This window comes from Streptomyces sp. NPDC006450 (assembly GCF_040612195.1).
Classification (GTDB): Bacteria; Actinomycetota; Actinomycetes; order Streptomycetales; family Streptomycetaceae; genus Streptomyces.
Genome location: NZ_JBEXPT010000019.1, coordinates 47,765 through 71,725, shown reverse-complemented (window position 1 = coordinate 71,725; position 23,961 = coordinate 47,765). Strand labels below are relative to the sequence as shown.

General features: G+C 73.8%; 18 protein-coding genes and 1 tRNA gene. 8 read left to right on the top strand and 11 right to left on the bottom strand.

Annotation, left to right across the window (positions count from 1 at the left end; all coding sequences use genetic code 11):
- Positions 1-28: 28 nt before the first annotated feature.
- From ABZY57_RS09870 to ABZY57_RS09855, 4 genes are read right to left on the bottom strand one after another with little or no spacing between them, the layout of a single operon-like run.
- Entirely contained in the window at positions 29-232 is a 204-nt protein-coding gene (locus ABZY57_RS09870) for a hypothetical protein (RefSeq protein ID WP_356509981.1), read from the bottom strand.
- Between the two features lie 44 nt (positions 233-276).
- Complete coding sequence (locus ABZY57_RS09865; RefSeq protein WP_356509979.1) at positions 277-1,902, bottom strand: class I adenylate-forming enzyme family protein; 1,626 nt, start codon at positions 1,900-1,902, stop codon at positions 277-279.
- Positions 1,902-2,654, bottom strand: coding sequence for a glycosyltransferase family A protein (locus tag ABZY57_RS09860; protein WP_356509977.1), 753 nt, complete (start codon positions 2,652-2,654; stop codon positions 1,902-1,904). Before ABZY57_RS09860 ends, ABZY57_RS09865 begins: the two co-directional genes overlap by 1 nt.
- Positions 2,651-3,625, bottom strand: a complete 975-nt coding sequence (locus tag ABZY57_RS09855; protein WP_356509975.1) for a ketoacyl-ACP synthase III — start codon at positions 3,623-3,625, stop codon at positions 2,651-2,653. Before ABZY57_RS09855 ends, ABZY57_RS09860 begins: the two co-directional genes overlap by 4 nt.
- A gap of 447 nt (positions 3,626-4,072) precedes the next feature.
- Here ABZY57_RS09855 and ABZY57_RS09850 point away from each other — a divergent pair, with 447 nt between their 5' ends.
- Both ABZY57_RS09850 and ABZY57_RS09845 read left to right on the top strand, forming a co-directional pair.
- Positions 4,073-6,136, top strand: a complete 2,064-nt coding sequence (locus ABZY57_RS09850; protein WP_356509973.1) for a phosphocholine-specific phospholipase C — start codon at positions 4,073-4,075, stop codon at positions 6,134-6,136.
- Between the two features lie 196 nt (positions 6,137-6,332).
- On the top strand, positions 6,333-7,088 hold the full coding sequence (locus ABZY57_RS09845; RefSeq protein WP_356509971.1) for an alpha/beta hydrolase: 756 nt from the start codon (positions 6,333-6,335) through the stop codon (positions 7,086-7,088).
- An 81-nt stretch (positions 7,089-7,169) separates the two neighbouring features.
- On the opposite strand, the gene ABZY57_RS09840 is transcribed toward ABZY57_RS09845, so the two are convergent.
- Together ABZY57_RS09840 and ABZY57_RS09835 are read right to left on the bottom strand one after the other, a co-directional pair.
- The gene (locus ABZY57_RS09840; RefSeq protein WP_356509969.1) at positions 7,170-8,294 is read right to left on the bottom strand and encodes an alpha/beta hydrolase-fold protein; all 1,125 of its coding nucleotides are present in this window, start codon (positions 8,292-8,294) and stop codon (positions 7,170-7,172) included.
- 125 nt (positions 8,295-8,419) lie between these two features.
- Positions 8,420-8,492, bottom strand: a tRNA-His gene (locus ABZY57_RS09835).
- Positions 8,493-8,653: 161 nt separating this feature from the next.
- Here ABZY57_RS09835 and ABZY57_RS09830 point away from each other — a divergent pair.
- Positions 8,654-9,805 (top strand): DUF418 domain-containing protein, encoded by a 1,152-nt coding sequence (locus ABZY57_RS09830; RefSeq protein ID WP_356509967.1) that lies wholly within the window; start codon positions 8,654-8,656, stop codon positions 9,803-9,805.
- A 203-nt stretch (positions 9,806-10,008) separates the two neighbouring features.
- A complete protein-coding gene (locus tag ABZY57_RS09825; protein WP_356509965.1) occupies positions 10,009-11,130 on the top strand; it encodes an aminopeptidase P family protein in 1,122 nt (373 codons plus the stop codon).
- 34 nt (positions 11,131-11,164) lie between these two features.
- On the opposite strand, the gene ABZY57_RS09820 is transcribed toward ABZY57_RS09825, so the two are convergent.
- Entirely contained in the window at positions 11,165-11,944 is a 780-nt protein-coding gene (locus tag ABZY57_RS09820) for a class I SAM-dependent methyltransferase (RefSeq protein ID WP_356509963.1), read from the bottom strand.
- Between the two features lie 52 nt (positions 11,945-11,996).
- Positions 11,997-13,814 carry a malto-oligosyltrehalose trehalohydrolase gene (gene treZ / locus ABZY57_RS09815; protein ID WP_356509990.1) on the bottom strand — a complete coding sequence of 606 codons (1,818 nt, stop codon included), beginning with the start codon at positions 13,812-13,814 and terminating at the stop codon, positions 11,997-11,999.
- Positions 13,815-13,938: 124 nt separating this feature from the next.
- On the opposite strand from treZ, the gene ABZY57_RS09810 reads away from it, so the two are divergent.
- Both ABZY57_RS09810 and ABZY57_RS09805 read left to right on the top strand, forming a co-directional pair.
- A complete protein-coding gene (locus ABZY57_RS09810) occupies positions 13,939-14,502 on the top strand; it encodes a DUF1707 and FHA domain-containing protein (protein ID WP_356509961.1) in 564 nt (187 codons plus the stop codon).
- Positions 14,503-14,694: 192 nt separating this feature from the next.
- Positions 14,695-15,165, top strand: coding sequence for a GNAT family N-acetyltransferase (locus ABZY57_RS09805; RefSeq protein WP_356509959.1), 471 nt, complete (start codon positions 14,695-14,697; stop codon positions 15,163-15,165).
- Positions 15,166-15,226: 61 nt separating this feature from the next.
- Here ABZY57_RS09805 and ABZY57_RS09800 read toward each other — a convergent pair whose 3' ends face one another.
- On the bottom strand, positions 15,227-16,510 hold the full coding sequence (locus tag ABZY57_RS09800) for a M14 family zinc carboxypeptidase (RefSeq protein ID WP_356509957.1): 1,284 nt from the start codon (positions 16,508-16,510) through the stop codon (positions 15,227-15,229).
- 357 nt (positions 16,511-16,867) lie between these two features.
- Between ABZY57_RS09800 and ABZY57_RS09795 the strand changes: the two genes are divergently transcribed.
- Positions 16,868-18,040 (top strand): acyltransferase, encoded by a 1,173-nt coding sequence (locus ABZY57_RS09795; RefSeq protein WP_356509955.1) that lies wholly within the window; start codon positions 16,868-16,870, stop codon positions 18,038-18,040.
- A 37-nt stretch (positions 18,041-18,077) separates the two neighbouring features.
- Here ABZY57_RS09795 and treY read toward each other — a convergent pair whose 3' ends face one another.
- Positions 18,078-20,435: a malto-oligosyltrehalose synthase gene (treY, locus tag ABZY57_RS09790; protein WP_356509953.1), complete on the bottom strand. Its 2,358-nt coding sequence runs from the start codon at positions 20,433-20,435 to the stop codon at positions 18,078-18,080.
- Positions 20,436-20,517: 82 nt separating this feature from the next.
- On the opposite strand from treY, the gene ABZY57_RS09785 reads away from it, so the two are divergent.
- Complete coding sequence (locus tag ABZY57_RS09785; protein ID WP_356509951.1) at positions 20,518-21,801, top strand: MFS transporter; 1,284 nt, start codon at positions 20,518-20,520, stop codon at positions 21,799-21,801.
- Here the strand turns inward: ABZY57_RS09785 and glgX are convergent.
- Positions 21,786-23,900, bottom strand: coding sequence for a glycogen debranching protein GlgX (glgX, locus tag ABZY57_RS09780; RefSeq protein ID WP_356509949.1), 2,115 nt, complete (start codon positions 23,898-23,900; stop codon positions 21,786-21,788). The two genes, ABZY57_RS09785 and glgX, sit on opposite strands and share 16 nt — an antisense overlap.
- Between the last annotated feature and the right edge of the window lie 61 nt (positions 23,901-23,961).

The window sequence follows — 23,961 nt, the reverse complement described above, 5'->3', positions numbered from 1 at the left end:
GTTAAGGGAGGGGAGGGCCCGTGCCTCATCAGGGCCGGGCGTCGATTTCCGAACGAGGAGTGGATGTGGGGGACGTGGCGGTTGGTGCACGATCCACGACGAGCAGGGCGTAGGCGAGCGAGCCCGCGAGCGCGTCGCCGTTGGCGCGGGTGTAGCGGCGATGGGAGGCCATGACCCGCTCCGGGACGGCCGCGGCGCGGGCGCGGACCCGCCCCGCGGGTGCGGCCGTCACGGGGCGCGCCGGTCCCGGCGGCGGGCCCTGGCCGGGGTGGCGGTTCACGGTCGGGGCGCGCCGCTTCGTGCGGAGCGGGACCCGGAGCGGGACCCGGCGGTGCGGGACCCGGACCAGAGGCCGGGCCCGGACCGGGCGCCGGACCCCGAGCCCAGCCGGTGGGCCGCCAGGGCCGCCGTTGCCGCACGGTCCGGTTTGCGGGAGCGTCCCGACAGCGGGATCCGCGCGAACAGCAGGGCGTCGGGCGCGGCCGTGCCCATGCGGCGCAGCGGGCCCGCCAGCGCCGACCGCAGCGCGGGCTCGACGGCGCCGTGGCAGGGCTGGACGACCGCCACGAGCCGCTCGTCGCCGTAGCCACAGCCGTGACGGCCGCCCGCGTCCGCCGGGACCCCGACGAGCAGCGCCAGTTCCACCCCGGGCACGTGCAGGGAGGGTTCGTACAGGCCCGGGTAGATGTTCTCGGCCCGGCGCAGCACCATGTCCTTGGACCTGCCCTCCAGCACGATCCGGCCCGCCCCGTCCAGGTGCGCCCGGTCGCCCGTGCGCACCCACGGATCCGGGTCCTCGCCGAGGTAGCGGTGCCGGGCCGCGGGGCCGGTCAGCAGCAGCTCCCCGGCAGCGCCGGACTCGGCGCGCACACCGGGCAGCGGCGCGCCGACCAGGTCGCCGGGACCCTCGTGGGCGGCCTTCTCCCGGGACTCCACCGCGGCGGCCGGGAACAACTCGGTGAGCGCGTACACCCCCCAGGCCTCATCGGCCCCCGACTCCCTCACGCGCCACAGCAGTTCCGTACTCGCCGGAGCCGATCCGGTCCACACCCGGCCCCGGAAGCGGGCCCCCGCGCGCAGCGCGTCCCGCAGCTGCGGCGGGGTGAGGTAGGTGTCCCGCGGTGCCAGCCGGGCCAGTTGGCGCGCCAGCACCCGGGGCGACCGCGCCGGGAGGGCCACGGGGGCGCCGCGCACGAGGGCGGGGACGAGCACGAAGAAGGTGCCGCCGAGCACGGGATCGGCGGTGGCGGCCGCAGCCTCCCCCGGGGCGGGGGAGAACAGCGCCGACACCGTCTCCATCCCGGCTGTCAGACTCGCCCGCGTGTGCACCACCGCCCGGGGCCGCGACGTGGTCCCGGAGGTGAACACGATGACCGCGTCGGCGTCCCCGTCACCCGTGAACCGCGAGGGAACGCCACCCCGGGCCGCCCGAAGGTCCAGGGCGGGCGCACACCCCGGCAGCCGCCGCCCGACCGTGGCCACCGGTGCACCCAGCCCGGCCAGCTCGGGCAGTTCCAGCCCTGCCGCCCGCCGGGCCAGCGGCCGCGCCCACCCGGCCACCGCCTGCGCGGCGGCGTCGGCCAGCACCAGCGCGGGCCGCGCCGAAGCCAGCCGGGCGCGCAGCACGTCGGGTCCGGCTCCCGGGTCGAGGACGGCCCCGCGCAGGCCGAGCCGCCACAGCGCGAGCAGGACGGCGAGCGCACGCGGCCCGGGGCGTACGGCGACTGCGACGGTGTCCCCGGCGCGCAGCCCGCGCGCGTACAGCGCGGAGGCGAACGCGTCGGCCAGTTCGGCGAGTTCCCCCCGCGTGGCGGCGGTCCGGGTGGCGCCCGTACGCGTGGCGGTCAGGACGGCGGGCAGCTCGGGGCGGGCGCGCAGCGCGTGGTCGAGGCGGTCCAGCATCAGCGGGGGTCGTCCGTTCCGTGGGGGCCGCTGCCGCGGCCGAGGTACCAGCGGGCGGTGCCGGCGATCCCGTACGCACGCAGCCGGCGCGTGGAGTTCTCCACGACCATCGCCCGGCAGCGCGTGATCCGGTCGGTGTGGCGGCGCACCGCGTTGAGGAAGAGCCGGTCGGTGGGGGAGGGGCGCCGGGGCATCCCGCCGACGGCCAGGTACAGCTCGGCGGTGATGGCCATGTTGTTCCCCGCGTGCATCCGGTACGGGGCGCGGTAGCCGTGGCGCCGCGCGTGCTCGGGGCGCAGCCGGCCGAAGAGGCCGGCGAGCCGTACCAGGACCCCGAACCCGGCCCGCCCCAGCGGACCGTGTTCGTCGCGGCGGGCCACGATCCGCCCGCACACCAGCCCGGGGCTGCGGACCAGCGCCGCCCGCGCCGCGCCCGTCCACCCGGGGTGGGGCAGGCAGTCGGCGTCGGTGCGGGCGAGCAGGGTCGCGCCGCGCCCGATCGCGTACCGGAAGCCGGTGTCGACGGCGGAGCCGACGCCCTTCTCCGGTTCCTCGATGACCTCCACCGCGAAGGGTGCCCGGGCCGCGAACTCCCGTGCCACGGCGCCCGTCCGGTCGGCCGAGGCGTTGTCCACGACCACCAGGGTGAAATCCCGGTCCTGTTGGCGGGCGAGTGCGGCGAGGGTCCCTGCGAGCCGGGCCTCCTCCTCGTGCGCGGGCACCACCACCCACAGCCGTCCGGCCGCGCTCACGACTTCTCCCAGACCATCGTCATGATGCTGATCCCGCCACCGAGCCCGACGAACAGCACCCGCTCACCGGGCGCCAGCCCGTCGAATATCCGGTCCAGTTGGACCCCGATCGTCGCGCTCGCGATGTTGCCGAGCTCGGGCACGGTCACCACCAGCTTCCCGGCCGGCACCCCGGTCAGCTCGGCGAACCGCTCCAGATAGGGCACCGTCACCTGGTGCACCAGCACCTTGGAGAAGTCGTCCCAGTCCATGCCCGTGCGGTGCAGCGTCCGGTCGATGACGGCGGTGCCGACCTTCTCGAAGACCCCGCGCAGTTCGTGCCCGTCGCCGCGGAAGTAGGTGTACGCGTCCCCGCGCGGGTGGCGCGAACCGCCGCCCGGTATGCCCCCGACCTCCCAGTGCTCGGAGCGGGTCTCGGTGTCCACGTCGAGGATCCCGCCGCGCTCCACCGGCTCCACGATCACGGCGGCCCCCGCGTCGCCGAAGGTGTAGCCGGCGAAGCCGGCGCGGAACTCCGCGAAGTCGGCGGGCGCCGTCCGCACGGCCCGGCTCGGGGTCTCCCCGGTGACCACCAGGGCCCGCCGGGCCCGGCCGGCGAGGATCATGGCGCGGGCGAGATCGATGCCGTTGACGAAGCTGTTGCACGCGTTGGTGACGTCCAGGGCGTGGGCCGTCGTGCCGAGTTCGGCCTGAACGATGTGCGCGGTGGCAGGCTCGGCGACATCGCGGGAGGCGGAGGCGAAGAGCAGCAGGTCGATGTCGGCGGGCCCGAGCCCGGCGTTGTCCAGGACCCGGCGGGCCGCACCCACCGCGAGCGTGGACGCGTACACCCCCTCGCCCGCGACCCGGCGGGCACGGATCCCGGTGGCCTGGGTCAACAGCCGCGAGGGCAGAGTGAGTCCGGCCCGGCCGGCGATCTCGCGCTGGAGCCGGTCGGAGGTGAGGACGTCCCCGGGCAGGAGGTGGGCCACGGCCGTGATCCCGGCGCGGAGCCGCGGCCGCGGCAGCGACCGCCGCAGGGGAGCGTGCGGGTCAGGCACGTGCGGGCCGGGCGGAGGCGGCCCGGGCGGGTGCGGTACGGATGGCTGATTCGGCATGTCCTCACCATGACGCGCGGGCGGGGCCCGGTCCTGAGTACGGATGCTCATCCCGCCGGCCGGTCCGATGAGTACCCGGACCGCCGGTGACCGCCGGACCGCCGACCGCCCGGCCGCCGCGGGAGGCGCGGGAGGCGCGGGAGGCGGCGGCCGCGAAGAGATGTGGCGCGTGGGGCACGAACCGTCTGACGAGGTATTCCGTTCTCCAGGTGTACGGCCCACTGTCATGAAAGCAACGCCGACCGGTACCCCGGGGACGCTGTTCTTGGGGCGCCCACCGACATCCCCCCGCACCCGTCTCACCCGCAGAGGTCGTCCTCCATGACTGAATTCAATCGGCGCAGGTTCCTCCAGATCGCCGGTGGCGCCGCCGCCATCACGATGCTGAACGAGAGCATCGCGCGGGCCGCCGCCATCTCGGCCCAGGGAAGTACCGGCACGATCCAGGACATCGAGCACATCGTCGTCCTCATGCAGGAAAACAGGTCCTTCGACCACTACTTCGGCGCGATGAAGGGGGTCCGGGGGTTCGGAGACCCGAGGCCGGTCCTCCAGGACAACGGCAAGTCCGTCTTCCACCAGTCCAACGGCACGAAGGACATCCTGCCCTTCAACCCGCAGATCAACGACCTGGGCATGCAGTTCCTGGAGGGCCTGAACCACGACTGGGCCGGCGGCCACCAGGCGTACAACAACGGCAAGTACGACAAGTGGGTCCCGGCCAAGACGGCCACGACCATGTCGTACATGACCCGGAACGACATCCCGTTCCACTACGCGCTCGCCGACGCCTTCACGGTGTGCGACGCCTACCACTGCTCCTTCATCGGTGCCACCGACCCCAACCGCTACTACATGTGGACGGGTTACACGGGCAACGACGGCGTGGGCGGCGGCCCGGTCCTCGGCAACCAGGAAGCCGGCTACGGCTGGAAGACCTACCCCGAGCGCCTGGAATCGGCAGGAGTCTCCTGGAAGGTCTACCAGGACATCGGCGACGGCCTGAACGCGGCCGGTTCCTGGGGCTGGATCAACGACGCCTTCCGCGGCAACTACGGCGACAACTCGCTGCTGTACTTCAACAGCTTCCGCAACGCCCAGCCGGGCAGCGCCCTGTACGAGAAGGCCCGTACCGGCACCAACGTCAAGGCGGGCGGCGGCTACTTCGACAAGCTGCGCGCGGACGTGGTGGCCGGCACGCTCCCGCAGATCTCCTGGATAGCCGCCCCCGAGGCGTTCAGCGAGCACTCCAACTGGCCGACGAACTTCGGCGCCTGGTACATCTCGCAGGTCCTGGACTCGCTGACCGCGAACCCGGCCGTGTGGGCGAAGACGGCCCTCTTCATCACCTACGACGAGAACGACGGCTTCTTCGACCACGTCGTCCCGCCGTACCCGCCCGCCTCCTCCGCCTGGGGCCTGTCCACGGCGAGCGTCACCGGCGACCTGTACACCGGCGGCGTCTCCGGCTACGCGGCCGGCCCGTACGGCCTCGGCCCCCGCGTCCCGATGATCGTGGTCTCCCCGTGGAGCAAGGGCGGCTACGTCTGCTCCGAGACCTTCGACCACACCTCGGTGATCCGCTTCATGGAGAAGCGCTTCGGCGTGCAGGAGCCCAACATCTCCCCGTGGCGCCGCGCGGTCTGCGGCGACCTGACCTCGGCCTTCGACTTCACCCAGGCCGACTCCGCGCCCGCCGCCCTGCCGTCCACGGCGGCGTACGTGCCGCCGGACAAGAACCGCCACCCGTCCTACCACCCGACCCCGCCGGCGACGGGCGTCCTCCCCCGGCAGGAGGCGGGCTCCAAGCCGACCCGCGCACTGGGCTACGCACCGTACGTGGACGGCAAGGCCACGGTCTCCACGGGCAAGTTCACCCTGACCTTCTCCTCGGGTCCCTCGCTCGGCGCCCACTTCCACAGCACCTCGGGCAACCGTACGGACGGTCCGTGGCCCTACACGGTCGAGGCGGGCAAGACCCTGTCGGACACCTGGAGCACGAGCGCCTCCACCGGCAACCAGATCAACCTCACGGTCTGGGGCCCGAACGGCTTCCTGCGCACCTGGAAGGGCCCGGCGAAGAAGGCCGGCCCCGAGGTCACGGCCCGCCACGACAAGGCCACCGGCAACCTGGTGCTGTCCCTGGCCAACGGGGGCACGGCGGCCGTCAACCTGACCGTCACCAATGCCTACGGCGGCGCGGCCCAGATCGTGCGCGTCGCGGCGGGCGGCACCGTCGCGCACACCGTGGCCCTGTCCGGCACGGCCCGCTGGTACGACGTCACGGTCGTCTCCGACGCGGACGCCACCTTCCTGCGCCGCTTCGCCGGCCACGTCGAAACGGGCGCGGCCGGAGTCTCGGACCCGGCGATCAAGACCGTCTGAGCGTTCCCGCAAGGGTGAATCCGCCTGCCTCCGCCGCCCGCGGGGCCGACGCTTGCGTCGGCCCCGCGGGCGCGGCCCCAGGGGAAGTGATGCTCGACGGCATGGGCGTCTCGGCCCCGCCCGCGGTGTGAGCGCACGGGCGGTGGGCAGAACGGAGGCGTCCGGGTTCGCAACCCCCGTCACCGAGGGAGAACGCATGGCCATCGCCCACCGCAGGATCGGCACCGGCCCCGTCCGCGTCATCGTGCTGCACGACTGGTTCGGCACGTCCGCCAACTGGGGATCCGTACTGGACCACCTGGACCCGCGGGAGTTCTCGTACGCCTTCCTCGACTACCGCGGGTACGGCGACCGCAGGGACGTCCCCGGCCGCTACACGCTCCCCGAGATCGCCGACGACGTCCTCGCGCTCGCCGACGAGCTGGGCTGGGACACCTTCTCCCTCCTCGGCCACTCCATGGGCGGCAAGGCCATGCAGCAGGTCCTCGTGCGCGCACCCCAGCGAGTCGAGAAGCTGATCGGCGTCAACCCGGTCCCCGCCGGCCCCTACGAGATGGACGACGCCACCCACGCGCTCTTCTACGGGGCCGCCGACAACGCGGACAACCGCCGCACCATCCTCGACATCGTCACCGGTCGCCGCGCGAGCCCGTACTGGCTGGACCGGATGGTCGCGCACTCGCTCGCGGTGTCCCGCCCGGAGGCCTTCGCCGGGTACCTCGCCGGCTGGCAGCCCCTCGACCTGTCCGCCGCCGTGAAGGGCAGTACCGTCCCGGTGCTGGTCCTCGTCGGCGAGTACGACCTCGCGCTCACCGTCGACGTCATGCGGGCCACGTGGCAGGTCTCGTACCCGAACTGCCGCATCCAGCCGCTGCCCGGCACCGGCCACTACCCGCCGCACGAGAGCCCGGTGGCCTTCGCCACCGAGGTGGAGGCCTTCCTGCGCGGGTAGACGGGCGCGCCGCGACCGGCGGAGCGTCCCACCGCTCACCGCGCGCGCTCACCGCGCGCGCTCACCGCGCGCGCTCACCGCTCAGTGCGGGCTCAGCCGCCCCACCAGCCACTCCAGGGCCGAGGGCGCCTCGCGCGCCCACGTCTCGTAGTTGTGCCCGCCGCTCGCCAGGAGGATGGAGGACACCCGGGCGGGCGCCCGTACCGCGTCGATGAACTCCAGCGTCTGCGGGTACTGGTGCTCGCCCCTGCGGCTGCTCGCCACCAGCAGGGACACCGGCGGCTGCGGCAGGTTCCGCAGGCGCCACAGCAGGTCGTTCTCCTGCCGGCGGCCCGCGTCCCCGCCGAACAGGTCACCGGTGTCCGCGTCCCGCACGGCCGCGTACGGGGCCGACAGCGCGGCCGCCGCCCCGTAGGCGTCCGGCGTGCGCAGGGCCAGCTTCAGCGCGCAGTAGCCGCCCACCGAGTTGCCCATCGCGCCCCACCCCCGGGCATCGCGGGTGAGGCCGTAGTACGAGGAGACCGCCGCCCGCAGGTCCCGGGCGAAGAAGGCCTCCGCCCGCGGCCCGCCCGGCACGTCCACGCACTGCGTGTCCCGGGGCGGCGCCACCGTCGGCGTCATCAGGATCAGCACCGCCGGCCGCATCCGCCCCGCCCGTACCGCCTCCAGCGCCAGCTGCGGATACCGCAGCCGGTCGATCAGCACCCCCGGCGTACTCGGGAACCCGCTCAGCGCCAGCACCACCGGGAACTCCGCCCGCCGCCCGGCCGACGCGTGCACGTACTGCGGCGGCAGGTACACGTACCCCTGCCCCGACAGCCCGCTGAGGGCCCCGCGCACGGTCACCGCCTCGATGCGGCCGATCACCGCCGGGTCGTCGGAGCCCGCGTGCCGCCAGAAGCGGGTCCCCCGCACCTGCAGCGCCTCCGACCCCGCGGCCTCCGCGCCCGCCGGCGCCGGGTCCTCGCGGCGCAGCGACAGCAGGTCGCGCCAGGAGCCGTAGAAGCCGTACGAGGAGTTCACCGCGAGCAGCAGTGCCGACCCGGCCGTCAGGGTGATCGCGAGCTGGAGCCCGGCCCGCCCCAGCACCGGCCGCACCCCGGACCCCGCGAGCCGGGGCCACAGCCACACCGTGATCCCGAACACAGCGGCCGCCACGAGGACGGCGAGGAGCAGCGTCGGAATGCCCTCGATGTCCCATTTCATGCGTGTGATCCTGCCAGGACCCGGGCCGGCGGGCCCGGCCGGTCACGACGCGCCGCTCCCACAGGGGGAACGAAAAAACCCGTGGGGGTTACGAGGAAAACTCGTAACCCCCACGGGATCAACAGGGTGAGTGACGGGACTTGAACCCGCGGCCACCTGGACCACAACCAGGTGCTCTACCAACTGAGCTACACCCACCACGAAGGGCGGCGGACCACCCGTTCGATGTGCAAGCACAGCATAGCTGATCAGCGGGGTGCTCCCGCGACGCCTTTTCCGGCGCCGGCGCCGGCTCCGTGTGAGGGCGCGGGCGGCCCGGCGCAGGCAACCCGGCGCCCCGGATCGCCATCCCTACCCGTATGGGACCAAACCGACTCACCGGCCTGGACGCCGCCCGCGGCGTCGCCGTCCTCGGCATGTTCGCCGTGCACGTCGGCCCGCCGCCCGCGCCCGAGGGCCCCGGCTGGCTGCTCGTGGTCGCCGACGGCCGGGCGCCCGCCGTCTTCACGCTCATCGCCGGGTTCTCCCTCGCGCTCGCCCGCGCCCGCGCCGGCGGACCACCGCCCCTGCGGGCCACCCTGACCCGCTGCGCGATCCTCGCCGCACTCGGCCTGTGGCTCGCCGCACTCTCGCCGGGCATCCTCGTCATCCTGGCCTTCTACGCCGTCTACTTCCTGGCCGCCGAACCCTTCACCCGGCTGCGCACCCCCGCCCTGGCGGCCCTCGCCGGCGCCTCCGTGGTGCTGGGCCCGGTCCTCTCCTACCTCCTGGGACCGGCCCTCGGGCTGCGCACCGGCGGGCGCGGGGCCACACCGGTCCCCGCCGACCTGTCGAGCTGGGCGGGGGCCGTGGGGATGCTGCGGGAGCTCCTGCTCTCGGGCGCGTACCCGCTGCTCACCTACTTCCCGTACATCCTGGTCGGCATGGCCCTCGGCCGCCTCGCCGACCTGCGGAGCGGGCGGTCGCTGTGCCTGCTGGCCGCCCTCGGGACGGCGGCGGCCGCCGCCGGCTACGGCGCCTCCTGGCTCGCGCTGGGACCCGGCGGCCGGCGCGGGACGCTGCTGGATGCCATCGCGCGGGAGCACCCCTGGGCGGCGATGGAGCCGGACCCGGTCGCGGCGGTGCTGGGGGAGCAGTTCGGTGCCGTCCCCAGCACCTCCTGGGACTGGCTGCTGGTGGCCGGCCCCTACAGCCAGACCCCGCTGGAGACCCTCGGCAACTCCGGGGTCGGAGCGGCCCTCATAGGCCTGCTCGCCCTGGCCGCGCACGCACGCCCGGTAGCCGGGGTGCTGCGGCCGCTCGCCGCCGTCGGGGCGATGGCCCTGACGGTGTACGTGGTGCACGCGCTCGCGCTGGCGGTGTTCCTGCGGGGCTGGAGCGGGTGGGAGGTCCTGGCCGGCTTCTCGGCCGTCGCGATGGCCGGCTGCCTGGCCTGGGGCCACTTCCTGCGCGGTACGGAGCTGCGGCGGGGGCCGCTGGAGTGGGCGCTGCGAGCGGTCACCCCGGCGTGACGCGCAGCCCTGCGCGACCGTCCCCTACCCGCCCTTCCACCGTCCCCGGCTCCGCCCGGACCCGGTCCTCGAACGCCGGACGGGCTGAAAAGGGGGCCGGCGCCCGGCAACGGCGTCGCACGCGACACCGGGTTCGGGGCGGAGCCCGGGGTGACCGGCGCGGCCCCCTGCCGTCGAGGGGCGGGGCGCGGGAGGATCCCGTCATGGACCACGACTCCGATCCCTTCACGACCGCCGACTACGCCGCCCGGATGGCCGCCGCCGCGCAGGCCGCCGCCGACGCGGGGCTGGCCGGCCTGCTGGTCGCCCCCGGGCCCGACCTGGCCCACCTCACCGGGTACCGGCCCGTCGACACCGAGCGGATGACCCTGCTCGTCCTCGCCGCCGGGCAGGAACCCGTCCTCGTCGTCCCCGCGCTGGAAGCCCCCGACGCGGCGAAGTCCCCCGGCGCGGGCGCGCTGACCCTGCGGGACTGGGCCGACGGGAAGAACCCGTACGCCGTGACCTCCCCGCTGCTGGACGTGACCGGCCGCTTCGGCGTCAGCGACAACGCCTGGGCGCTGCACCTGCTGGGCCTGCAGCGGGAGTTGCCGACGACCTCGTACGTCTCGCTGACCGATGCCCTGCCGATGCTGCGCGCGGTCAAGGACGAGCGCGAGCTGGCCCGGCTCGCGGCGGCCGGCGAGGCGGCGGACGCCGCGTACGCGCAGATCCTCCATGTCCCCTTCGCCGGACGCCGGGAGAGCGACGTCGCCGAGGACCTGGCCGCGCTGCTGCGCGTGCACGGCCACTCCCAGGTGGACTTCACCGTCGTCGGCTCCGGCCCCAACGGCGCCAACCCGCACCACGAAGCCGGTGACCGGGTCATCGAGCACGGGGACATGGTGGTCCTCGACTTCGGCGGCCTCAAGCACGGTTACGGCTCCGACATCTCCCGCACCGTCCACGTCGGCGAGCCCACGGAGGAGGAGCAGCGCGTCCACGACATCGTCCGCGAGGCACAGCTGGCGGGCGTGGCGGCGGCCCGGCCGGGAGCCGCCTGCCAGGACGTGGACCGGGCGGCCCGCGCGGTGATCACGGAGTTCGGCTACGGCGAGCAGTTCATCCACCGCACGGGCCACGGCATCGGAGTCACCACGCACGAACCTCCGTACATGGTGGAAGGGGAGGAGCAGGCCCTCGTCCCCGGCATGTGCTTCTCCGTGGAGCCGGGGATCTACCTCCCCGGGCGGTTCGGGGTCCGCATCGAGGACATCATCACGGTCACCGAGAACGGCTGCCGCAGCTTCAACAACGCCTCCCGGGAGCTGGCCGTCGTGGAGTAGGCGCGGCGGCGGGGGGCCTCCTCCTCGCCGGGGCTCAGGCCCCGGCGAGGACCAGCCGGTAGCCGTAGTCGACGCTCTCCCGTTCCAGCAGGTCGGCGTGGCGGCGCAGCCACTCACCCGACCGCAGGTCCTCGCGCAGCCGGGCGATCGCCGGTTCCACGACGGAGGCGGGCAGCGTCGCGAAGGTGGAGCTGGCGGCCCGTACGACCGGGTCGAGGTAGGACTCGGGCCGGCGCCAGAAGGCGGCCCGGAACCCGTCGGTGACATCGTGCGGGACGGGGAAGGGCAGCACGGTGTGCGCGTCCAGCGCTCCGGTCACCACGGAGAGCGGGGTGAACCGGGAGTCTTCCAGCTCCCAGACCTCCGGGAGGTACTCCTCGAAGAACCACAGCTTCGTCCGGTGCTGCGGATCCCAGGTGAAGACGGCCTGGCGCCGCGAGACCCGCCGCAGCTCCGCCAGCCCGCGCCCGGGGTCCGGCCAGTGGTGAACGGTCATCACGGCCATCGCGGCGTCGAAGGCCCCGTCCGCGAAAGGCAGTTGCTCCGCACGGGCCCTGACCTTACGGGTCCCAGGGTGCTGGTCGAGCATGACCCGGGACGGGTCCACGGCCGTCACCTCGCGGTCCTGCGGCTCGTACGAACCGGCGCCCGCGCCGACATTGACGACGGTCCGGGCGTCCCCGAGGGCGCCCGCGATCAGCGCCGCAAGCCGGGGATCGGGCCGCCGGACCTCCCGGTAACCCGCCCCGATCCGGTCGTACTTGGGCGTGTGCCCGCCACCGCCCGCGGAGAATCCGGCAGATGTGATCTTCATGGGGCCGATCCCATCAGACGGCCCCGCGCCTCCGCGACCGGGTTTACGGGGCCTACAGGCCCAGCACCACCGCCGACTCGGCCGGTACGTGGACCCGCCCGTCGGTGTCCTGATGCTCGACGGGGAGCCAGGCGGCCAGCACCCGGACACCGTTGCGGCCGAGCGCGACGGTGACCGGCTCCCCGGAGAGGTTCACCACCACCCGGACGTCGCCCCGGCGGAACGTCAGCCAGCGGCGCTCCTCGTCATGGGCGATCCGCAGCGCCGCCAGATCGGGATCACGCAGGTCGGCGTGGGTCCGGCGGAGCCTGATCAGGGTGCGGTACCAGCTCAGCAGGCGGGCGTGCGACCCCCGGCCGGGCTCGTCCCAGTCGAGGCAGGACCGGTCCCGGGTGGCCGGGTCCTGGGGGTCGGGGATCTCCTCCGCCTTCCAGCCGTGCGCCGCGAACTCCCGCCGCCGGCCCACCCGTACGGCCTCGGCGAGCTCCTCGTCGGGATGGTCGGTGAAGTACTGCCACGGCGTGCCGGCGCCCCACTCCTCGCCCATGAACAGCATCGGCACGAACGGCCCGGTCAGCGCCACCGTCGCCGCGCACGCCAGCAGCCCGGGGGACAGGGAGCCCGAGAGCCGGTCGCCCAGCGCGCGGTTGCCGATCTGGTCGTGGGTCTGGGCGTAGCCGAGGAAGCGGTGCGCCGGGGTGCGGGCGCGGTCCACCGCGCGGCCGTGGTGGCGGCCCCGGAAGGAGGACCAGGTCCCGTCGTGGAAGAAGGCCCGGGTCATGGTCTTGGCGAGGGCCCCGATCGGGGCCTCGGCGAAGTCCGCGTAGTACGCCTGGGACTCACCGGTCAGCGCACAGTGCAGGGCGTGGTGGAAGTCGTCGTTCCACTGCGCGTGCAGGCCCAGGCCCCCGGCGGTGCGCGGGGTCGTGGTGCGGGGGTCGCAGCGGTCCGACTCCGCGATCAGGAACAGCGGCCGTCCCGTCTCGGCGGCCAGCTCGTCCACCGCCGCCGACAGCTCCTCCAAGAAGGTCAGCGCCCGCCCGTCGGCGAGCGCGTGCACCGCGTCCAGCCGCAGCCCGTCGATCCGGTAGTCGCGCAGCCAGGCCAGCGCGCTGCCCAGGAAGTAGGCGCGCACCTCGTCGGAGCCGGGCGCGTCCAGGTTCACCGCCGCGCCCCAGGGGGTGTGGTGGGTCTCGGTGAAGTACGGGCCGAAGGCGGGGAGGTGGTTGCCTGAGGGGCCGAGGTGGTTGTGGACCACGTCGAGCACCACGCCGAGCCCGGCGGCGTGCGCGGCCTCCACGAACCGGACCAGCCCGGCCGGGCCCCCGTACGGCTCGTGCACCGCCCAGGGCGCGACCCCGTCGTACCCCCAGCCGTGCCGCCCGGGGAAGGAGCACACCGGCATCAGCTCGACGTGGGTGACGCCGAGGGAGGTGAGGTGACCGAGGCGGGCGGCGGCCGCGTCGAAGGTGCCCTCGGGGGTGAAGGTGCCGATGTGCAGCTCGTACAGGACGGCGTCCTGCAGCGGCACCCGGGGGGAGGGAGCCGGCGCGTCGGGAGCGAGGGCGGCGAAGTCGACCACGGCCGAGAGCCCCTCGGGGCCCTCCGGCAGGCGCCGGCCGCGCGGATCGGGCCGTACGGGGCGCGTGTGGTCCGGCTGCTCCGCATGCTGTCCGGGGTGGACCGGGTCGCGCGGATCGTCCCCGGGATGGAGAGGCTCGGGGCCGCCGCCCAGCTGGAAGCCGTAGTGGGATCCGTCCCGCGCCTCGGCCTCCACGACCCACCAGCCGGGGCGCTGCGGATCGCGCTCCATCGCGTACGCGGTCCCGTCGAGCCGCAGCGCGACCCGGTCTGTCAGCGGTGCCCACACCTCGAACTGCACGGACGGTCCCCTCGTCTGGCGGCGGTACCCCAACCTGCGTGTCCGGGCCATCATCCCCGGCTCGGCGCGGGAGTTCTGGACACTCTGCCCCCGACAGGCCGACAATCACCTGGTGACGTCGAGTTTCGAGTTCCCTTCCTTCCCCGCCCCGCGGCTCTCCGACGCCGAGCGCGACCGCGCGCTGGGCCAGCTCAGGGAGGGTGCCGCCGTCGGCAAGCTGTCGCACGACACCTTCCTTCGCCGCATGGAACTCGCCCTCGTCGCCCGCCGCTCCGAGGACCTCGCCGCACTCACCGCGGACCTGGAGGCCCGGGAGGGCACCGAGAGCCCGTGGACCCGCCGGCTGTTCGGCTGGGTGGGGCGGGTCTCGGCGGTGTCCGTGGGCGTACGGCAGGCCTGGGCCGCGGAGAAGCTGCCCACGCTGCTCCTCCCGCACCCGAGCGCCGGCCCGCTGCGGATCGGCCGCGACCCGGGCAACGGGCTGCGCCTGAGCCACGAGACGGTCTCGCGGGCCCATGCGGAACTGGGCATCCGGGACGGGGTCTGGGTGGTGCGGGACCTCGGCTCGACGAACGGGACGACGGTGAACGGGCGCCGGGTGACGGGCTCGGCCGTGGTGCGGGACGGGGACCAGATCGGCTTCGGCCGGATGAGTTTCAGGCTGTCGGGAGGCTGAGCCCCAGGCTGTCGGGAGGCTGAGTCCCAGGCTGTGGGGCGGCCGGGCCCCAGGTCCTGGGGCGGTCGGGGATCCGGGCGGGCGCCCGGGCGAACGCCCGGAGCGAGGGGTGCGGGCGCGGAGCGGTGGCCGGCCGCCGCCAGGGACCACCCGGTTGCCGGGTGGACGCGGGCCGTGCGGAGGATGACATCCATGGAACACACGTCTGGCGCCCCCGTCGTACGGCCCGCGCGCCCCGGGGACCTCCCCCGCCTGGTCGAGCTCATGCGCGAGCACATGGTGTACGAGAAGTCCGAGCCCCGCTCGGCCGGTCTCGCCGACCGGCTCGGCGCGCGGCTGTTCGCCGACGGGTCCCGGCTCCGGGTGCTGCTGGCCGAGACCCCGCGGGGCGAGGTCGCCGGGTACGCCGCCTGCTCGGCCGAGTTCTCCTTCTGGGAGGCCCGCGACTACCTCCACATGGACTGCCTCTACCTGGCCGAGGAGGCCCGCGGCCACGGCCTCGGCGCCGCCCTGATGGACGGGGTGGCCGCGCTCGCCCGCGAGCTGGGCCTCGGCCACGTCGAGTGGCAGACGCCCGACTGGAACGAGGGCGCGATCCGCTTCTACGACCGGCTCGGGGCCACCGCCAAGCCGAAGCTCCGGTACGCCCTGCCGGTGGAGTAGCCCCGCCGGCGGTTCCCTCCCGGCGCCCCTCCCACCGTCCCGTCCCGTTCCGCCGCTCCGTCTACCGGCCCGCCGCCACGAGCCGGTCGTAGGCGGCCAGGACGACCCGGGACTGGTGCTCCACCTGCGTGGCCACCGGGACCCAGCGCGCCTGGAAGCGGTTCGAGAACTCCTCGCACCACCCCGTGACGAGCCGGTCCGCGGCCGGCGCCGTCGGCTGCCCCTGGGCGCGCAACACCCGGAGCAGCATCGCCGCGGCGCGCAGCGACAGCCGTCGGCCGAAGGCGTCGATGCTCCCGATGTACGCCGCGGTCGCCTCGGCGGGAGCCCCCGGGCCCGTCCACTCGGCGGTGATCCGGGGGATCAGCGCGAGCGTCCAGTCCACCGCGCGCAGCAGGGCCGCGGCGGCCGGGTCCGTACCGTCGGCCGCGTCCTCCCGCAGGGCCGCCACCTGCGCGGCGTCGGCGGTGAGCCGGCCGGCCAGGATGCGCAGGGCGGTGCGGGGGTCGGGGTGCGGGGCCGGATCGTCCACCAGGTCCGAGGCCCACATGGGGACTTCGACGATCGCGGTGGTGCCGGCGTGGCGGTGGGCGTGGTACCAGGTGCTGAGCCGGGTGTCCTCGGGGTGGAACGGCCCGTCGGCCGTGGTCCCGGGCTCGGGCATCACGAAGATCCCCGCCCCCGGCGAGGGCCAGCCCGAGGCGTCGGAGGCGCTGGTCTCGACCGGGATGTGCAGTGCGGCGGCCGATTTGCCGAAGGGCTCCGCGAGACCGGGTATGTCCCGGGTCAGTTGCACCCAGGAGCCGCCGAGATCGGTGCCGTGCAGGGAGACCTGGAGGGCGGGCCGGAGCTCGTCGATGAGCCGGGTCAGGGCGAGGGTCTCGGGCGGGAGGCGGTCCGGGGGCAGTAAAGACGGCGCCCACTCGGGCTGTTCCGGGCCGGGCGGCCGGAAGAAGTTCCGGTGGTAGTCGAGCAGGGAGTACGGGCGGGGAGTGCGGTGCAGGGCCGCGCCGTCGGGGTCGGCGCAGAGCAGGAAGTGCCAGGCGGCCGCGGCGGAGGGCTCGCGGATCAGGTGCCGCGCGAGGGCGAGGGCGGTGGCGCCGCCGACGGGCTCGTTGGCGTGGGCACCCGCGACGACGAGCACGTTCGGAGCCTTCGTGGCACCGGTCGCTGCCGTTGCGGCCGCCGTGGCGGAGCCCACGGAGAGCAGCCACAGGGGTTCCCCCGCCCGGGACGCGCCGATCCGGCGGAGCCGGGCCAGGGCAGGGTGTTCGTCGACCAGGGCGCGTGCGGCCAGGGCCAGTTCGCGGGGGGTGGGGTAGCACATGTCACGGATGAGGGTCACAGGTGATCCCATGCCCGCCGGGCGTACGCCCTAGGCCCAGCCGGAGGGCACCGACGGCTCTCACGAAGGTGTGCGCCACTTCACCAGGGCGGGGATATTGAGGGTATTGAGGTGGTTCGATCCCCTTCGTCCCTCGCAGAGGGTGTGTCTTTCCTTGCTCAGAGGGAGCGAGAGGGGCGCCCGGCGGGCCGGGAGCGCTTCCCCATGATCGCCGTCACAGTCGCCGTCTTTAAATTCCATGAGAACATGTGCCGCACACAAGTTCCCCACAGGTAACACCGGGCTTGCGTCCGTGGACCGGTGGGGGCTTCTCTCTCACGTCAGGGTGCCGCCGGTGGTGGCACGGAGGGTTTCACCATGCCCCAGCCTGGGCTCAAGACCAGACTCGCCGCCCTCGACGGGCTCCGCCTGGTCGCCGCGCTGATGGTGGTCCTGTACCACTACGCAGCTTTGAGTCGCCCCTGGGGCCACAACCCGACCACGATATTTCCGACCCTCCATCATTTCGCCCAGTTCGGGTGGCTCGGGGTCGAAATATTCTTCGTGGTCAGCGGCTTCGTCATATGCATGAGCGTCTGGGGGCGCACGCTGGGCGACTTCGCCATATCGCGGGTCTCCCGGCTCTTCCCGGCCTACTGGGTCGCCGTGCCCCTCACCGCGCTGGTCGTGAAGCTGTGGCCGGAGGTGCACTCCATACGCGGCTGGGACGACGTCATCATCAACATGACGATGCTGCAGGCGGGCAACAACACCCGGAACGTCGACGACGTCTACTGGACGCTCTTCGTCGAGCTCAAGTTCTACGTGCTGATGGCGATCGTCGTCCTCTGCGGGGTCACCTACCGCAACATGGTCGTCTTCTGCGGGATCTGGACCGTGGCCGCGGCGCTTGCGCCCTCGCTCGGCACCCCCCTGCTCGCGGCTCTCGCGATGCCCGTGTACGCGCCGTTCTTCATCGCCGGCATCGCCTTCTACCTCATGCGCCGCTACGGGTCGAACCCCATGCTGTGGGGGATCGTCGTGATGCAGTTGCTGCTGTCCCAGCGCTACGTGCACTACCGGATGGAGAGCAATCTGGGCAAGGTCGCGGCCGCCCTGCTGCCGACCTGGCCGGTCCGGCTGATCATCATCGCCGGGTTCGGCATCATCGCCGCGATCGCGCTGGGCGCCTTCGACAAGGTGCAGTGGAAGTGGCTGTCGACCGCCGGGGCGATCACGTACCCGTTGTACCTCATCCACATGTTCGTCGGGATGACCGTGATCCACCACTTCCGCAACCAGGTGCCCGCCGCGGTCCTGCTGGTCTCGGTGACCGTGCTGATGATGGTCACCGCCTGGCTGATCCACCGGCTCGTGGAACGCCCGGTCGGCAAGTGGCTCCGCGACGCGATGCGGCGCGGGGTGGACGACGTGCGCCGCAACACCCCCGCCCGCAAGCAGGCCCGCAACGGACCCGACCTCGAACTCCAGGCCCCGGCCGCCTGGAGATCGCAGGAGCTCGAGGTCCCCACCGCCCGTCCCCGGGGCTAGAACGTCTCCTTCGGATCCGCGACGAGGCCGCGGGGGATCACGGGTGCGGGTCCGCCCGTAGCAGGACGGCCACCGGCGAGGTCCCGCCGAGGAGCTCCGTGAGCCGCACCTCACCTTCGTACGAGCCTTCGTGCGAGCCTTCGTACGGGCCTTCGTGCGCGGCCCCCGCCCCGAGGAGCGGCAGGTGCCGCCAGCGTCCCGGTGGCAGCGGCAGGGCCGTGTCCCGCCAGCCCCCGGCCCCGGCCAGTCCGTGCGACAGGCGGGTGGCCGCCGCCACCAGGCCGGCCGAGCGGGCGAAGGCCACGCAGTGCTCCGCCGCCGGGCCCCGGGCGGGCAGCGGCGCGTAGCCGGCGAACAGCCCGGGGCGGCTCCGGCGCAGCCGCAGCAGGGCGGCGGTGAGGGCGAGCTTCTCCTCGGCCGTCCCCGACGGCGCGGCTCCCGCGTCCAGCCGGGCCAGGGCCTCCCGGGGGAAGCGGGCGGGCCGCCGGTTGTCCGGGTCGACCAGGGCCCGGTACTCCGTCTCCGCGCCCTGGTAGACCTCCGGGACCCCGGGCATGGCCAGGTGCAGCAGCGCCGCGCCGAGCAGGTTGGCGCGGGCGGCCGCCGCCAGGGGCCCGGCCGGCCCGACCGCGGACGCGGGGACGTACTCCGGGACCGTGGCCTCGTACGCGCGGTTCTGCTCGGTCCACGTGGTGTGCAGGGCGGCTTCGCGGACGGCCTTCAGCAGGGTTTGCCCGAGGCGGTCGCGGCGCACCACGGGGCCGCCTCCGGCCCCGAGCCCGAACGCCGTCTGCCAGGCCACCCAGGCGAGCTGGGGATCCTCCCCGGCCGGCGCCGGTACGGCATCGGGGTCCTGCGAGAGCACCGAGATCCGCGCCCGGACGTCCGCGCTGCGCTTCGTGTCGTGCGTGGTCAGCACGGTGCCGGCGCCGGGCCACAGCCTGGCCTGCTCGGCGCAGTAGGCGTGGAACTCCGCGACCGTGACCGCCGGAGCCCCCGGATCCCCGCCGACCTCCGTGGCCGACAGCAGCGGGGCGTACCGGTAGAACGCCCTGTCCTCGAGGGACTTGGCGCGCAGGGCCGCCGAGGTCTGGGAGAAGCGGGCCGCGAAGGCCGGGTCCCGCAGCAGCAGTTCGCGTACGCCGGCCACCGGGCCCGCGCCGGCCCGCGCGGCGGCCCGCTCCAGGGCCTCGGGCGCGAGCTGCGGATCGCCGGGGTAGGGCCGGTAGACGGGATAGGCGATGAGCAACTCGCGCACGGCGGCAGCGAGTTCCTCGCCCGCCAGTCGTTCCAGGGTGGCCAGCTCGGCGGCCAGGTCGCCGGTCAGGACCTCCCGTGCGCCCGCAGCCGCCGTCGTCTCCCAGCGGGGTTGCCCGGTCGCCTCGCGGAACCGGGCGTCGAGCCGTGCGGCCCCGGCCGGGTCGGTCAGCACCCCGTCCACCCGGTACAGCGCGTCGTACCCGGTGGTCCCGGCCACCGGCCAGTCGGGAGCCAGCCGCTCCTCCCGGGCGAGGATCTTCTCGACCACCACCCAGCAGTCCCCGCCGACGGCGTCGCGCAGCCGCCGCAGGTAGCCCCCGGGGTCGGCCAGGCCGTCCACGTGGTCGATCCGCAGCCCCTCGGCGACCCCGTCGCGGACCAGCTCCAGCACCTTGGCGTGGGTGGCGGCGAAGACCTCCGGGTCCTCGACGCGGACCCCGATCAATTCCGAAATGGTGAAGAAGCGCCGGTAGTTGAGCCCGGTGCGGGCCTCCCTCCAGTGAGCCGGCCGGTACCACTGGGCGGCGAGCAGCGCCGCCGGCTCCAGCCCGGCCGTGCCCTCCCGGAGCGGGAACTCCAGCTCCCCGATCCGCAGGGCGGCGCGGTCGCCGGCCCCGTCGACGACCTCGACGGATCCCGGATCCAGCGGCTCCGCGAGCACGGGCAGCAGCAGCTGCCCCCCGCCCGCCTCCCAGTCGATGTCGAACCAGCGCGCGTACGGCGAGCCGGGGCCCTCCCGGGCCACCTCCCACAAGGGCCGGTTGAGGCCGAGCGGCGCCGGCAGCGCCATGTGGTTCGGCACGATGTCGAGCACCAGTGCGAGCCCGTGCGCCCGGGCCTCGGCGGCCAGGGCCCGCAGTCCGTCCTCCCCGCCCAGCTCCACCCGGACCCGGGTGTGGTCGGTGACGTCGTACCCGTGGGCCGAGCCGGGCACCGCCTCCAGGACGGGGGACAGGTGCAGGTGCGATACGCCGAGGGAGGCGAGGTACGGTACGACGGCCCGCGCGTGGCCGAAGGTGAACTCGGGGCGCAGCTGGAGGCGGTAGGTCGACGCCGGGGTGACGGCTGGTGGTCCATCGGTTTCCGGCCGGTTGAACTCGGTACGGGTGCGACCGGTGCGCGGGAGCAGGCTCATGAGAACGTACGTACCCAGGATGCGGGATTCCGTGCCATTACCCAATGCATCCGGGTGACTGCACCGGGTTAACGTTGCTCAGGTGTTTGGAACCGTCAACACCTATCGAAGAGTCATCGCCCTGACCGGGCCCCTACTCCCGCTCATCTCCTTCCTCGCCCGACTGCCCGTCGCGATGTCGCAGTTCGGCAGCGTCCTCCTGGTCGCCGAGACCAGCGGCTCCCTCGCCACCGCGGGCATAGTCGGTGGCACGCTCTCCGCCGGACAGGTGGTCTTCGGACCCGTCCTGGGCCGGCTCGCCGACCGTCACGGGCAGCGTTCCGTCGTCCTGACGGCCGCCGCGGTCAACGCGGTGGCGACCGCCGCCCTGGTGACCGGGGCGCTCGCCGGCCTCGCCACCCTCCCGCTCGCCGCGATCGGCTTCGTCACCGGGGCCTCCGTCCCGCTGATCGGACCGCTCGCCCGTACCCGCTCCGTGGCCCTGGCGCACCGCGCAACGTCCGACGAGAGCGTCGTGGGCGCCATCCACTCCCTCGAAGGCACCCTGGACGAGGTCTCCTTCGTCTTCGGGCCCGCCCTCGTGGGCCTGGCCACCCTCGCGTTGCACCCGGCCGTCGCGCTGGGCGGCGCGGCCGCCCTCGTCGCCGTCTTCGGCACCCTCTACGCACTCCACCCGACCGCCGCCGTCACGGCCGGAGTGCCCGCGGGAGTGCGCCGGGAGAAGGAGCGCTCCCGGGTCCGCCCGCCGCGGGTGGTCTTCGCGGTACGGGGCTCCCTCGCCCTGCAGGGCGCCATGTTCGGTGCCTGCCAGGCCGGAATCGCCGCCCTGACCGCACAGTTGGGCGTCCCCGGCCAGGCCGGCATCGTGTACGCGGCCATGGGCGTCGTCAGCGCCGCCGTCGGGCTCTCGCTCGGCGCGCTGCCCGCCCGCTTCGGACTGCGGCTGCGCTGGCGGGTGGCCACGGCCGCCGCGCTCGTGCTCTCCGTACCGCTGCTCTTCACGGACACCCTGTGGCCGCTGTACGTGGTCGTCACCGTGCTCGGAGCCGCCTACGCCCCGCACCTGATCACCGCCTTCGCGCTCACCGAGCGGGCGGTGGAGCCGGGCCGGCTCGCCGAGTCGATGGCCTTCGCCGCCAGCTCGCTCGTCGCCGGCCAGGCCGCCTCGCTCGCCGTCTCCGGGCGGCTCGCCGAGTGGTACGGGCCCTCCGCCGCCTTCGCGGTGGCCGTGGGCGCGGCCGCCCTGTGCCTGGTCCTGGCCCTCGCCACCAAGGTGCCGGCGGCCCGTACGCACGCGTCGGCGGCCTCCGGCGGGGGCGCCCGTCCGGACGCCCTCCTGGAAGGCGCCGCCTACGCCGGGCGCTGAAGCACCACCAGACACCGTCCTGTCAGTGTCACCCGGTCCCCGGCCGCGTACTGCGGCCCGGTGCCGGGTGCCAGTACCTCCGGCCGAGCCGTGTCCACGACCAGCCGCCACTGCGCTCCGTGCCCGGCCGGGACCGTGAAGTCCTGCGCCTCGGCGCCCGCGTTGAACATCAGCAGGAACGAGTCGTCGGTGATCCGCTCCCCACGGGTGCCGGGCTCCGAGATGGCCTCTCCGTTCAGGAACACCGCCAGCGCCCGCGCGTGCTGGGCCTGCCAGTCACGGGCCCGCATCTCCTCGCCGTGCGGGGTGAACCAGGCGATGTCCGAGAGCTCGTCGTGCGTCCCCTCCACCGGCCGTCCGTGGAAGAACCGGCGCCGCCGGAACACCGGGTGCTCCCGCCGCAGCCACACCATCCGCCGGGTGAACTCCAGGAGCGCGGGCTCCGGTTTGCCCGGTTCGGGCCAGTTCACCCACGCCAGCTCGTTGTCCTGGCAGTAGGCGTTGTTGTTGCCGCCCTGGGTGCGGGCGAACTCGTCGCCGTGGCTGATCATCGGCACGCCCTGCGAAAGCATCAGCGTGGCGATGAAGTTGCGCATCTGGCGCTCGCGCAGTGCCCCGATCTCCGGGTCCTCCGTCGGCCCCTCCACCCCGCAGTTCCAGGAGCGGTTGTGGGTCTCGCCGTCCCGATTGCCCTCGCGGTTGGCCTCGTTGTGCTTCTCGTTGTACGAGACCAGGTCGTTCAGGGTGAAACCGTCGTGGCAGGTCGTGAAGTTGATCGAGGCCAGCGGACGCCGGCCGTCGTCCTGGTAGAGATCGGAGGAGCCCGTCAGCCGCCCCGCGAACTCCGCGAGCGTGCGCGGCTGCCCGCGCCACAGGTCCCGTACGGTGTCCCGGTACTTGCCGTTCCATTCGGTCCACAGCGGAGGGAAGTTGCCCACCTGGTAGCCGCCCTCGCCCAGGTCCCACGGCTCCGCGATCAGCTTGACCTGGCTGACCACCGGATCCTGCTGGACCAGGTCGAAGAACGAGGACAGCCGGTCCACCTCGTGGAACTGGCGGGCCAGCGTGGCCGCCAGGTCGAAGCGGAAGCCGTCCACGTGCATCTCGGTGACCCAGTAGCGCAGCGAGTCCATGATCAGCTGGAGCACGTGCGGGGAGCGCATGAGCAGCGAGTTCCCGGTGCCCGTGGTGTCCATGTAGTGCCGGGGGTCGTCCGCGAGCCGGTAGTACGAGGCGTTGTCCAGCCCCCGGAAGGACAGCGTCGGACCCAGGTGGTTGCCCTCGGCGGTGTGGTTGTAGACCACGTCGAGGATCACCTCGATGCCGGCCTCGTGCAGGGCCCGGACGGCCGACTTGAACTCCAGCACCTGCTGGCCGCGGTCGCCCGAGGCGTAGCCGTTGTGAGGGGCGAAGAAACCGATGGTGTTGTAGCCCCAGTAGTTGCTGAGCCCGTCGTCGACGAGGCGGTGGTCGTTGACGAACTGGTGGACCGGCATCAGCTCCAGCGCCGTCACCCCCAGCTTGGTCAGGTGCCCGATGACCGCCGGGTGCGCGAGGGCCCCGTAGGTGCCGCGCAGCTCCTCGGGGAGGTCCGGGTGACGCATGGTCAGGCCCTTGACGTGGGCCTCGTAGAGCACGGTGTGGTGGTACTCGTGGCGCGGCGGCCGGTCGTTGGCCCAGTCGAAGTACGGGTTGACCACGACCGAACTCATGCTCTTCGGTGCGGAGTCCAGATCGTTGCGGGAGTCGGGGCGGCCGAAGTGGTAGCCGTACACCTCCTCGCCCCAGTCGACGCTCCCCGCGACGGCCCGCGCGTACGGGTCCAGGAGCAGCTTCGCGGCGTTGCACCGCCGGCCGCGCTCGGGCTCGTAGGGGCCGTGCACCCGGAATCCGTAGCGCTGGCCGGGCATGATGCCCGGCAGGTAGGCGTGCCGGACGAACGCGTCGGTCTCGCGCAGTTCGATCGCGGTCTCCGAACCGTCGTCGTGCAGCAGGCACAGCTCGATGCGTCGGGCGGCCTCCGAATAGACCGCGAAATTGGTGCCGGCGCCGTCGTACGTGGCACCGAGCGGATACGCCTGTCCCGGCCAGACCTGCATAGAAAACGACTCTTCCCCTCTGTGTTAGGGCTGATCCGGCGTGGACCACGTCACTGCCAGA